The organism is Burkholderia sp. LMG 13014 (assembly GCF_905232215.1).
Taxonomy (GTDB): Bacteria; Pseudomonadota; Gammaproteobacteria; order Burkholderiales; family Burkholderiaceae; genus Burkholderia.
Genome location: NZ_CAJNKE010000173.1, coordinates 1 through 10,976, shown reverse-complemented (window position 1 = coordinate 10,976; position 10,976 = coordinate 1). Strand labels below are relative to the sequence as shown.

Annotated in this window: 12 protein-coding genes; 6 read left to right on the top strand and 6 right to left on the bottom strand. The window is 66.7% G+C overall.

Features of this window, described 5'->3' with window-relative positions:
• The coding region (locus tag JYJ84_RS18225; protein ID WP_205189347.1) for a PAS domain-containing protein at positions 1 to 571 on the bottom strand (571 nt) is incomplete at its 3' end.
• Positions 572 to 895: 324 nt separating this feature from the next.
• Between JYJ84_RS18225 and JYJ84_RS18220 the strand changes: the two genes are divergently transcribed.
• The 3 genes from JYJ84_RS18220 to JYJ84_RS18210 all read left to right on the top strand — a co-directional run bounded on the left by JYJ84_RS18220 (position 896) and on the right by JYJ84_RS18210 (position 2,934).
• Positions 896 to 1,753: a bifunctional 2-polyprenyl-6-hydroxyphenol methylase/3-demethylubiquinol 3-O-methyltransferase UbiG gene (locus JYJ84_RS18220; RefSeq protein WP_175222508.1), complete on the top strand. Its 858-nt coding sequence runs from the start codon at positions 896 to 898 to the stop codon at positions 1,751 to 1,753.
• A complete protein-coding gene (locus tag JYJ84_RS18215; RefSeq protein WP_175222507.1) occupies positions 1,750 to 2,310 on the top strand; it encodes a GNAT family N-acetyltransferase in 561 nt (186 codons plus the stop codon). The genes JYJ84_RS18220 and JYJ84_RS18215 overlap by 4 nt, the downstream gene beginning before the upstream one ends.
• Positions 2,311 to 2,433: 123 nt before the next feature.
• On the top strand, positions 2,434 to 2,934 hold the full coding sequence (locus JYJ84_RS18210; protein ID WP_374102112.1) for a DUF523 domain-containing protein: 501 nt from the start codon (positions 2,434 to 2,436) through the stop codon (positions 2,932 to 2,934).
• Positions 2,935 to 3,034: 100 nt separating this feature from the next.
• Here JYJ84_RS18210 and pcaF read toward each other — a convergent pair whose 3' ends face one another.
• On the bottom strand, positions 3,035 to 4,237 hold the full coding sequence (pcaF, locus tag JYJ84_RS18205; RefSeq protein ID WP_174958100.1) for a 3-oxoadipyl-CoA thiolase: 1,203 nt from the start codon (positions 4,235 to 4,237) through the stop codon (positions 3,035 to 3,037).
• 227 nt (positions 4,238 to 4,464) lie between these two features.
• On the opposite strand from pcaF, the gene JYJ84_RS18200 reads away from it, so the two are divergent.
• The gene (locus JYJ84_RS18200; protein ID WP_122948127.1) at positions 4,465 to 5,253 is read left to right on the top strand and encodes an IclR family transcriptional regulator; all 789 of its coding nucleotides are present in this window, start codon (positions 4,465 to 4,467) and stop codon (positions 5,251 to 5,253) included.
• A 179-nt stretch (positions 5,254 to 5,432) separates the two neighbouring features.
• Here the strand turns inward: JYJ84_RS18200 and JYJ84_RS18195 are convergent, their stop codons facing one another.
• Positions 5,433 to 6,536: a YhcG family protein gene (locus JYJ84_RS18195; RefSeq protein ID WP_175222505.1), complete on the bottom strand. Its 1,104-nt coding sequence runs from the start codon at positions 6,534 to 6,536 to the stop codon at positions 5,433 to 5,435.
• Between the two features lie 230 nt (positions 6,537 to 6,766).
• Between JYJ84_RS18195 and JYJ84_RS18190 the strand changes: the two genes are divergently transcribed.
• Positions 6,767 to 6,937, top strand: a complete 171-nt coding sequence (locus tag JYJ84_RS18190; RefSeq protein WP_240201872.1) for a hypothetical protein — start codon at positions 6,767 to 6,769, stop codon at positions 6,935 to 6,937.
• A 175-nt stretch (positions 6,938 to 7,112) separates the two neighbouring features.
• Here JYJ84_RS18190 and JYJ84_RS18185 read toward each other — a convergent pair whose 3' ends face one another.
• A complete protein-coding gene (locus JYJ84_RS18185; RefSeq protein WP_175222504.1) occupies positions 7,113 to 8,228 on the bottom strand; it encodes a succinylglutamate desuccinylase/aspartoacylase family protein in 1,116 nt (371 codons plus the stop codon).
• A 60-nt stretch (positions 8,229 to 8,288) separates the two neighbouring features.
• Positions 8,289 to 9,062, bottom strand: coding sequence for a transporter substrate-binding domain-containing protein (locus JYJ84_RS18180; RefSeq protein WP_175222503.1), 774 nt, complete (start codon positions 9,060 to 9,062; stop codon positions 8,289 to 8,291).
• Between the two features lie 136 nt (positions 9,063 to 9,198).
• Here JYJ84_RS18180 and JYJ84_RS18175 point away from each other — a divergent pair, with 136 nt between their 5' ends.
• The gene (locus JYJ84_RS18175; protein ID WP_175222502.1) at positions 9,199 to 10,119 is read left to right on the top strand and encodes a LysR family transcriptional regulator; all 921 of its coding nucleotides are present in this window, start codon (positions 9,199 to 9,201) and stop codon (positions 10,117 to 10,119) included.
• A 46-nt stretch (positions 10,120 to 10,165) separates the two neighbouring features.
• Here JYJ84_RS18175 and JYJ84_RS18170 read toward each other — a convergent pair.
• Positions 10,166 to 10,976 (bottom strand): MFS transporter (locus tag JYJ84_RS18170; protein ID WP_205189344.1); only part of this gene is annotated, 811 nt, incomplete at its 5' end.

The window sequence follows — 10,976 nt, the reverse complement described above, 5'->3', positions numbered from 1 at the left end:
CGGCCAGCCCGCATGCCCAGCCCGCGCCGATGACCGCCGGCGCGAGCACGCACAGCGCCGAATGCACGCGCGCGCGCACCGACATCGTCTGCGACAGCGACGCGATGCGCAGCAGCCCCGTGCGGATCACCAGCCCCTTGTGGAACCGGCGCTGGCCGGCCTTGCCTTCGCGAAACGCCTTGTAAAGCGCGTCGGCGGCGGCGGTCTCGTCGTGCGGCGCCTTCGTGCGCACCGACATGTAGCCCTGCGGCGTGCCGTTGCGCATGACCGGAATCGCGTTCGCACGCACCCAGTAGTGGTCGCCGTTCTTGCGGCGATTCTTCACGAGCGCGGTCCACGGCTCGCCGCGCCTGAGCGTCGCCCACATGTCGGCAAACGCTTCGCGCGGCATGTCCGGGTGGCGCACCGCGTTGTGCGGCTGACCGACGAGTTCCTCGTTCGTGAAGCCGCTCACCTGCGCGAACGTCGTGTTGGCATAGGTGATGATGCTGTCTGCATCGGTCGTCGACATCAGCGTGACGTCGTCGGGAAAATCGAATTCCTGTTGGGTAACGGGCTGGTTATTGCGCATGCAAGGCTCCGAAAGGCGGATCTGTCGTCCGCGCCGCGCTGAAATCACGCTCAGTAGCCGAAAAACGGTTTATCGCTTTACGACGGTCTTCATCTTGCTGTCGGCACATTCGGGAAAAACCTTACCCTTTTCTCGCATAAAATATTCAATTCAGCCGCCGCCATGATTTCGATCAAATCATTCGGCAATAATCGCCGTGCACGTTCATCTACCTGTCACGCCAAGCAGCCGAAACACGCCAAGCGGCATTGCAATGCCGTCTGCCGTTGCACTCGGCGAAACAATTTCATCCATCCCGCTCCATTCACCCGGCATTCGAATTCAATGAAAAAGGCATGGCACGAACTGAATCGGCTGTCCTGGAATACGGCGACAGTCGCGCATAACAGCCATAAAGGCGATCAGGCCGCGTTTTTCCGCGAAGGCGGCTCGACGCTTTTTCCCGAAGAGCGCGAATTGCTCGGCGACGTCACCGGGCTGCGGCTCCTGCACCTGCAGTGCAACGCGGGGCAGGACACGCTGAGCCTTGCGCGCGCCGGCGCGGATGCGACGGGCATCGACATTGCCGACGAAGCGATCGCCTTCGCACGGCAACTGTCGGCCGACGCGGGCCTGCCCGCGCGTTTCGAGCGCGCCGACGTGCTCGACTGGATGCCCGAGGCTGCCGCGCGCGGCGAGCGCTTCGATCGCGTGTTCACGTCGTACGGCGCGATCTGCTGGTTGTCCGACCTGAACGCATGGGCGCGCGGGATCGCCGCGCTGCTCGCGCCGGGCGGCCGTTTCGCGATGGTCGAGTTCCATCCGTTCGCGCTGTATTTCGACGAACACTGGGCGCCGCGCTACGACTATTTCAAGACCGACGCGACCGAGGAGCTGGCGGGCGTCGGCGATTACGTCGCCGCATCCGGCACGGGGCTCGGCGCACAGCACGACCATCCGGGCATCGTCGGTTTCGCGAACCCGCATCCGAGCTACGAGTTCATGTGGGGCATCGGCGAAGTCGTGAACGCGCTCGTATCGGCCGGGCTCGCGATCGACCGCCTGACCGAATATCCGTATGCGAACGGCTGGAAGGGCTTCGACGGCATGCGTGAGCTGGACGGCCGCCGGATGGTGCCGCCCGATCACATGCCGCGCCTGCCGCTGATGTATGCGATCGCCGCGCACCGGGTGGCCGCATGACGCGCCGCACCGCCGCCGAACGCGACGCGCTTTGCCCACGCCCGCTCGCACGTGACGAGGTGCCGCTCGTGTGGACCATCGACCGGCGCGAGATCATCGAGCACCTGTATGTGCTGCGCGACGGCGCGCTGCATCTCGTGCCCGAGTTCTACGACGTCCGTGGCTGGCCCGATGGCGAAGCCGACCATTACACGCCGATCCTGCTCGACTGTCACGATCGCGGCGGCTGGTGCGTCGGCATGTTCGACGGCGCACGGCTCGTCGCGGCGGTCGTCGTCGACAGCCAGCCGCTCGGCCCGCACCGCGACATGCTGCAGCTGAAATTCCTGCACGTGAGCCGCGACTGGCGCGGCTGCGGGCTCGGCGAGCAGCTCTACCGCGCGGCCCGTGAGCAGGCGCGCGCGATGGGCGCCGCGCGCCTGTATGTATCCGCGACGCCATCGCAGCGCACGATCGACTTCTACCTGCGGCTCGGCTTCACGGTCAGCGCATCGCCCGACCCGGTGCTGTACGCGCTTGAGCCCGAGGACATTCATCTGGAAAGCCCGGCGGCCTGACGCACCGGCACGCGGGTGAAGCGTAGAATTTCCCGCTTTGCCATAGCCGCCGTCAGCCATCAACCATCGGCCATCGCGGCATCACGGAGAGCGAAATTGCAGAACGAAGCGCAGCCGCCAGCCATGCCGAAGATCCTCGTCAGCATGTGCGTGGTCGGTCATCCGGTCCGTTACAACGGCTCGGCCAAGACCGCCGCGCACGAGGCGCTCGAACGGTGGCAGCGCGAAGGGCGCCTCGTGCCCGTCTGCCCCGAGCTGGCCGGCGGCTTCAGCGTGCCGCGCCCGCCCGCCGAAATCGCCGGCGGCGATTCGGGGCAGCGGGTGCTGTCGGGCGATGCGCGCATCGTCGACGTGAACGGCACGGACGTGACGGCGCCGTTCGTGTCCGGCGCGCAAACCGCGCTGGCCCTCGCGCGCACGCACGATTGCCGTTTCGCGATCCTCGCCGACGGCAGTCCGTCGTGCGGCAGCACGTTCATTTATGACGGGAGCTTCGAGAACCGGCGGCACGCGGGCGCCGGTGTCACGGCGGCGCTGCTGCGCGAGCACGGCATCGAAGTGTTCGCGGACACCGAGATCGACGCGCTCGAGGCGCGCCTCGAGCAGTTGTCGCAGGCCGGTTAACGACAATGCGCGGCACGAGAATCCTCGTGCCGCGCATCGTTTCGAACACCATGAAGCAGCAAAGCGGCGCGTGATCTGCCGCCTTGCCGCAAGACTCAGGTCAGACGCGTTCGATTGCGATCGCGATGCCCTGGCCGACGCCGATGCACATCGTGCACAGCGCAAAGCGGCCATTCGTGCGATGCAGCTGGTACATCGCGGTCGTCACGAGACGCGCACCCGATGCGCCGAGCGGATGGCCCAGTGCGATCGCGCCGCCGTTCGGGTTCACGCGCGGATCGTCGTCGGCCACGCCGAGCATGCGCAGCACCGCGAGACCTTGCGACGCGAACGCCTCGTTCAGCTCGATCACGTCGAACTGGTCGATCGTCATCCCGAGTCGGGCGAGCAGCTTCTGCGTGGCCGGCGCGGGGCCGATGCCCATCACGCGCGGTGCGACGCCGGCCGTTGCGATGCCCAGCACGCGTGCGCGCGGCGTCAGGCCGAAGCGCTTCGCGGTTGCTTCGTTCGCGAGCAGCAGCGCGGCGGCGCCATCGTTGACGCCCGACGCGTTGCCGGCCGTCACCGAGCCGTCCGGGCGCACGACGCCCTTCAGCTTGGCCAGCGTTTCGAGCGACGTCTCGCGCGGATGCTCGTCGCGCGACACGACCACCGGATCGCCCTTCTTCTGCGGAATCGTGACCGCGACGATTTCCTCGGCGAGCGTGCCGTCCTGCTGCGCACGCGCGGCCTTCTGCTGGCTGCGCAGCGCAAACAGATCCTGGTCGGCGCGGCTGATGTTGTAGTCGACCGCGACGTTCTCGGCCGTCTCGGGCATCGAATCGACGCCGTGCAGCTGTTTCATCAGCGGATTGACGAAGCGCCAGCCGATCGTCGTATCGTAGATGTCGGCCTGGCGCGCGAACGCGCTCGCGGCCTTGCCCATCACGAACGGCGCGCGCGTCATGCTCTCGACGCCGCCCGCGATCATCAGCGCGGCCTCGCCGGACTTGATCGCACGGGCAGCCACGCCCACCGCATCCATCCCGGAACCGCACAGGCGGTTGATCGTCGAACCCGGCACGCCCTGCGGCAACCCTGCGAGCAGCGCCGACATGCGCGCGACGTTGCGGTTGTCCTCGCCGGCCTGGTTCGCGCAGCCGTAGATCACATCGTCGATCGCCGTCCAGTCGACGTCGCGGTTGCGCTCGACGAGCGCCTTGAGCGGCACCGCACCCAGATCGTCGGCGCGCACGCCAGACAGTGCACCGCCGTAACGCCCGATCGGCGTACGGATCGCATCACACAGAAAAGCTTCGGTCATCAGTGTCTCCGGTCCCAGGACAGGCTGGGGAATGAACAGGGCGCCCCCCTTGCATTGCCCGCCGGGATGCGCTTAAATGTTCTATATACGAACATAAGATCGTGTATCGAACGTTCAACGCATCATAGGGAGTGCGGGGACGACCTGTCAAGCGCCCGGTCCACCGGGCGGTTGGCGTGTCAGGCCCCATGCGCTATCTTCTCGGCTGCACGATATTCCTGGCGCTCATGACAACCGAAGACACTCAGACGAAACCCGGCGACTCCTATGTCCAGTCGTTCGCGCGCGGCCTCGCGGTAATCCGCGCGTTCGACGCGGCCCGTCCGGAGCAGACGCTCACCGAGGTCGCCTCGGCCACCGGGCTCACGCGCGCGGGCGCGCGCCGGATCCTGCTTACGCTGCAGACGCTCGGCTACGTCGAAGCCGACGGCCGGCTGTTCCGGCTCACGCCGAAGATCCTCGAGCTCGGCTTCGCATACCTGACGTCGATGCCGTTCTGGAATCTCGCCGATCCCGTGATGGAGCAGTTGTCCGAGCAGATCCACGAAAGCTGCTCGGCGGCCGTGCTCGACCGCACCGAGATCGTCTACGTGCTGCGCGTGCCGACCCGCAAGATCATGACGATCAACCTGTCGATCGGCAGCCGGCTGCCCGCGTACTGCACGTCGATGGGCCGCGTGCTGCTGTCCGCGCTCGACGATGCCGCGCTCGACGAAACGCTCGCGCAAAGCGGCATCCGCGCGCACACGCCGCGCACGATCACCGACCTCGGCGAACTGAAGGCGGCGATCGCGCAGGTGCGCCAGCAGGGCTGGGCCGTGGTCGACCAGGAACTCGAAGTGGGCCTGATGTCGTTGTCCGCGCCGATCCGCAACCGGCGCGGGCAGATCATCGCGGCGATGAACATCAGCGGCAACGCGCAGCGGCATACCGCGAAGCAGATGGTGAAGGAGTTTCTCGGGCCGCTGCAGCAGGCCGCGCAGACGGTGTCGGAGTTGGTGGCACGGCGGGGGTGAGTGCAAGCTCTCGCGCCTGGCGACGATGAATCCGTTGCCGCCCCGCCGGTTCTTCGACAGGGGCGGCGCAGCACCGCTGCCCGGCAGCGTCGTCAGCATCGCGCCGGCAAAGATGCCGTTTCGATGCAGATCGATGCCCTCCGCCAATCCAACGCGGCCAGCCATATCGGAGCGTGCCGCTATCGTCGCAGCGGCCTGACACTAGACTCCAGCATGCGTCGCGTGTTCTCCAATTCTTGTTGCAACAACTCGGCATCCGGCAGCATGGTTCGATAGTTCGCCGCCATGACCTTGGTGGGCAAACCCTCCAGCGCATACCGCGCGAGTGCGTGCCCCTTGTCGGCGCAGAGGATCAGACCCACCGGCGGGTTCTCGTCGGGAAGCGTCCAGTGCGCCTTGGCGTAGTTGCAATACAGGTGCATCTGGCCCACGTCCGCATGGGTCAGGCTGCCGAGCTTCAAGTCGACGATGACAAGACAGCGCAGCCGGCGATGGAAGAACAGCAAGTCCACCCGATACCAGGTCTGGTCGATACGCAACCGGCGCTGACGCGCGACAAAGGTAAATCCCTCGCCGAGCTCGATCAGAAGATCTTCCAGCCGCTCGATCAGCGCACCTTCAAGGTCGGATTCCGAATACTCGTCCTTGAGGTCCAGAAACTCCAGCACATAAGGGTCTTTGATCGCGTCGTCGGGTGTGACGGCGTCCGCCGGCTTGCGTACCGCGCCCTTGACCAGCATCGCGGCCTTGTCCCTGGACAGCGCCGTGCGTTCGTAGAACTGGCTGCCGATCTGCCTGTCGAGCTGACGCACGCTCCATCCACCACGCAGGGCTTCGGACTCGTAGAACCGGCGGGCCTGGTCGTCCTTGACCGACAGCAGCCGCACATAGGCCGACCACGGCAGCGTGAAGCACTGCGCCAGTTCGTCGAGCCTCCTCGGGTGTACCGGTGCCGGGGATGATTCGCCAGACACTGTCTGGCAAATTGGCCAGGTCAAGAAGAACGACCGCATCTGCTGCAAGTTCTGGCGACTGAACCCGCGACCGAACCGTCCAGTGAGATCGTTCGCCAGCCGCTCGATCAACTGCTCGCCGTATCCCGCACGCCGCCTCCCCTGCTGCTCGGCCTCCACGATGCGGTGGCCAATTTCCCAATAACTCGCCGTCATCAGCGCATTGACTTTGCGGGCTGCCGCATGGCGCGCGGCCTCGAGCAATTCGACAATGCCACTATGGACGCCGGCATAGCCGGCCGGCACGACAGCTCTTTTCGCGGTTGTCATGGAAGACGTCCTGTTGCCCATGCGATCACCTCTGCGGAACACAGAGTGACCGCGCAACACAATTTAGTGATGGGGCAAGACTCGGTCTATCTGACACGAACGAAATTGCGCTACGCCTGTAGGACACCATACCGCTCACACGCCGAGCACCATGCTCGTTCGCGCCAGCACCGTGCCCGTCCCGCGGTCGAGCGGTGCACGCTCGCCGCGCCTCACACCACCTCGCCCGCGTGCTGTCGCGACTACAGGACGTGCACGCCGTACCATTGCCGTTCGACACCGCGCCGGCCGACATCGCGCAGTTCTGGCATGAACGTTACCAGCGAGACGAAGGACATCAGTGGCTGCGCACGCTCGTCTACGACCTGTTTCACGACCTTCGCCTCAGTGCGTTGCCGTAGAAACGCCGAAAAAAAAGGGCAGCCCAAGGCTGCCCGTATCAACTCCACTCGGTTCCAACGTTCTTCTCACGGAACACGGAGCGAACTCCGCGCCGCACAATCTAGTGATGTGCGGAAACACGGTCAATTTGACACGAACGAAATTGCGCTGCGAGCCTGTAGGACAGCGCACCGCTCATGCGCCGAGCAACATCCCCTTGCGCACCGGCACCGTGCCCGTCACGCGGCCGAGCGGCGCACCGGCCGTGACGAAACGAATGGCGCGGCGCATGTAGAACACACCGTCGGTCGCGCTCGCGATCGTCGTGATCGCATCCGTCAGCGGATCGACGATGTCGAACAGCGGATCGCCGGCGCGGATCGTCGCGCCGATCGCGGCGCGATGCACGAGTATGCCGCTCACCGGCGCATAGAACTGCTCGCTGCCCGCGAGTGGCGTGGCCGGCGCGGCGAGCGGCGGCAGCGGCGTACGCTCGCCGTGCACCGCGCCGCGCCACACGAGATAGTCGACGAGCGCATCGGCATCGCGCTCCGCGTATTCGTACGTCACGTCGCGCTGGCCGCGGCACTCGACCGTCACGGCGACTGTGCCCGCCGCCATCGGCGTGCCTGCCGGCAAGTGCTGCCGCAACTGCGTCCACAGCAGGTGATGCGCATCGTCGAACGCGTGCCCGCCCGAATCCTCGGCGAGCAGCGACACCTCCGAGCCGAGATAACGCGCGAGCGGCTCGACTTCCGGCCATGCGGTGTCACTCGTGTACACGTGCATCACCGCTTCGAGCGAACAATGCAGGTCGATCACCACATCGGCATCGTGCGACAGCTTCAGCAGCGCCAGCTGCAGCGCGTCGAATTCCGTGCGCGGCGCGATCTCGTCGAGCGCCGCGCCCACACATTCGCGCACGATCGCTCGATTGCGTTCGCCGTCGTCGCCGAGCCGGTCGCGCGCACGCGCGGCGATCTCCGCGAGCGGCAGGAAGCCGCGATTGAAGTTGCGGCCGCTCGTCAGGTCGAAACGGCCGATGAATTGCCCGAGCAGATGATGATTGAGACCGACCGGGTTCGCGACCGGCACGAGCACGATCTCGGCCGCGAGCCGGCCATCGGCATCGAGCTGCGCGAGACGCTGCTTCAGCACGAACGCCGCGAGCATCGCGGGCGTCTCGTCCGCGTGCAGCGCGGCCTGCAGGTAGATCTTGCGGCCGGTGTCGGCCGGCCCGAAATGAAAGCTCGTCAGCGTGCGCTGCGTGCCGATCGACGGCGACAGGAGCGGCGTGGTGCGAATCTGCATCGATGGTCTCGAACAAAATGAAAACGAAGAAGCGGGCGAAACGGCGAGGTGGCGCGGCGCTCAGTCGCCGTACGGGTTGAAGTCGAAATACTGCTTCGCGATCCGGTCGTACGTGCCGTCCTTCAGCATCGACGCGATCGCGCCGTCGATCGACGCCTTGAGCGCCGTATCGGACTGCCGCATGCCGATGCCGACGCCGCGATCGCCCATGTCGAGCGGTGCACCGACGAACGCGAAGCCCTTGCCCTTCGGCGTGCGCAGGAAACCGTAGTCGGCTTCCACGGTGCCGAGCAGCGCCGCGTCGAGGCGGCCGTTGACGAGATCGGCGAACACGTCGTCCTGGCTCTTGTACGGCACCACGCTGACGCCGGCCGGCGCCCAGTGCGCGAGCGCCCACGATTCGAACTGCGTGCCCGACTGCACGCCGACGCGCTTGCCGGCCAGCGACGCGGTCGTGTTGCCGACGCCGCTCCCGGGCCGCGCGACGAGCCGCGACTTGAAACGGAACAGCTTCGACGAGAACAGGATCTGCTTCTCGCGCTTCTCGGTGATCGCCATCGACGACAGGATCGCGTCGATCTTGCGTGCCTGCAGCGCGGGAATCATCCCGGAGAATTCGAGCTCGACCCACTGGCAGCGCAACTGCGCGCGGTGGCAGATCTCGTTGCCGAGATCGACGTCGAAGCCCTTCAGGCTGCCGTCGGGCGCCTTCGCATCCATCGGCGGATAGGTCGGATCGATGCCGAGGCGCACGGGGCGCGCATCGAGCGCATGTGCGGCGCCGGCCGCGAACGCAAGGCACAAGGAAACGAGCGGAAGGAGAGTACGTTTCATGGTCGACGAAGGGCGGGACGATGGGCAAACGGCACGAGCCGGACTGCCTGCGATCGTAGTGCGCGCGCGCCGCCGCCGGAATCGCCCGCTGCCTTATCATGATCACTTTTCCCGATCACCGGCCTCGCGCTTGCCCATGGCGTTCACGCTCTCCCAGCTCCGCATCTTCCAGGCCGTCGTCGAGCACGGCAGCCTGCGCGCCGCGGCGCGCGCGCTCGATCTCGCGCAGAGCGGCGTCACGCAGCAGCTGCAGAGCCTCGAGGCGACGCTCGGCGCGACGCTGTTCACGCGCACCAATCGCGGGATCGTGCCGACGGCCGTCGGCCAGCGGCTCCTCGCGCGCTCCGGTTCGATCCTCGGCGAATGCGAGCAGGTCGAGCGCGAGATCCGGCAACTGAGCGGCGCGTACGAAGGCACCGTCACGCTCGGCCTCGTGGCCGAACCGCTGATCGATGCGTTCGCGCCGGTGCTGAGCGCGTTCCGCGCGCGCTTCGACAAGGTCGACGTGCATCTGCGCACCGGCACGTCGCGGATGATGATCGGCTGGCTGCGGGAAAACGCGGTCGATTTCGCGATCGCGCTGGTCTCGAAGCAGACCGACACGATCGATCTCGCGGTCACGCCGCTGCGTGCTTCCGCGCCGGTGGTCGTATGCCGCAACGGGCATCCGGCGATGCACGCGCAATCGCTCGCCGAACTGGCCGACTACGCGTGGGTGTCGACGCGCTCGCCGAACCTGAGCGCGGACCCCGTCGTCAACCGGCTGCTCGCGTACTTCGACGTGCACGGCCTGCCGCCGCCGAAGATCCTCGCCACCGTCGAAGGAATGTTCGAGACGCTGCAGCTCGTCACGCAGACCGATTGCCTGTCGCTCGAAACCGAAGCCGTGACGCGGCACGGGCCGTTTGCCGGCGCGCTCGCGAAGGTGCCCGTGCGCGAACAGGCCGAATCGCAGGACATCTCCCTGCTGCAGCGCGCGGCCGTGCCGCTGACGCCGGCCGCGCAGGAACTCGCGACGATGCTCGCGTCGTACCTGAGGGTGGTGCGCGGGCGATAAGCGCGGATTGCCGCTTGCCGCCCGACGTGCCTCGCCGTGCGTTGCGTCAGTCGATCGAATCCCGCGCCGTCTCGCGCAGCATCGCCACCGCGATCAGCGACAGCACCACGCACGCGGCCACGTAGCCGGCCGGCGCGAGCTTGCTGCCGGTCGTCTTCACGAGCCAGGTCGCGATCAGCTGCGCGGTGCCGCCGAAGATCGTCACCGCGAGCGCATACGCGATCGAGATGCCCGTCGCACGCACGTGGCGCGGCAGCGACTCGCACATCAGCGCCATTTCCGACGCCGAACCGAGCGAATAGAACAGCAGCATCAGCGCGGTCAGCGGCAGGATCACCGACAGCGTCGGATGATGGTTCATCAGCCAGAACGCCGGGAACAGCAATGCGACCAGCACGCCGCGGCCGATGAAGATCGGCAGGCGCCGGCTGCCGAGCCGGTCCGACAGCCAGCCGAACAGCGGGCACGTGACCAGCATCACGCAGCCCGACGCGACGCCGACGAACATCGACAGCTTCATCGGCAGGCCGAGCGTGTGGATCGCATAGGTCGGCATGTAGAAGGTCAGGATGTAGGTCGACACCGTGCCGCCCATCACCGTGAGCATCAGCAGCACCACCGTGCGCGTGTGCTTCGAGAACAGCTCGTGCAGCACGCCGCGTTCGATGCCGTGATGGCGGTCGCCGGGCGCATCGTCGGCGAGCCGGCGGCGCAGATACATGCCGACCGGCGCGATCAGCACGCCGACGAGAAACGGCAGCCGCCAGCCCCAGCTTTCGAGCGCGTCCTTCGTCATCGTGTTCGACAGCAGCGCCGCGAAACCCGAGCCCATCAGCGCGGCACCGCCCTGCGTCGCG

What these genes read in the sequence shown, in the direction of transcription:
- JYJ84_RS18220 (WP_175222508.1), top strand. Translation starts at nt 896, where the DNA reads ATGAAAAAGGCATGGCACGAACTGAATCGGCTGTCCTGGAATACGGCG.
- JYJ84_RS18185 (WP_175222504.1), bottom strand. Translation starts at nt 8,228, where the DNA reads ATGCAGATTCGCACCACGCCGCTCCTGTCGCCGTCGATCGGCACGCAG.
- pcaF (WP_174958100.1), bottom strand. Translation starts at nt 4,237, where the DNA reads ATGACCGAAGCTTTTCTGTGTGATGCGATCCGTACGCCGATCGGGCGT.
- JYJ84_RS18195 (WP_175222505.1), bottom strand. Translation starts at nt 6,536, where the DNA reads ATGACAACCGCGAAAAGAGCTGTCGTGCCGGCCGGCTATGCCGGCGTC.
- JYJ84_RS18210 (WP_374102112.1), top strand. Translation starts at nt 2,434, where the DNA reads ATGCCGAAGATCCTCGTCAGCATGTGCGTGGTCGGTCATCCGGTCCGT.
- JYJ84_RS18200 (WP_122948127.1), top strand. Translation starts at nt 4,465, where the DNA reads ATGACAACCGAAGACACTCAGACGAAACCCGGCGACTCCTATGTCCAG.
- JYJ84_RS18175 (WP_175222502.1), top strand. Translation starts at nt 9,199, where the DNA reads ATGGCGTTCACGCTCTCCCAGCTCCGCATCTTCCAGGCCGTCGTCGAG.
- JYJ84_RS18180 (WP_175222503.1), bottom strand. Translation starts at nt 9,062, where the DNA reads ATGAAACGTACTCTCCTTCCGCTCGTTTCCTTGTGCCTTGCGTTCGCG.
- JYJ84_RS18215 (WP_175222507.1), top strand. Translation starts at nt 1,750, where the DNA reads ATGACGCGCCGCACCGCCGCCGAACGCGACGCGCTTTGCCCACGCCCG.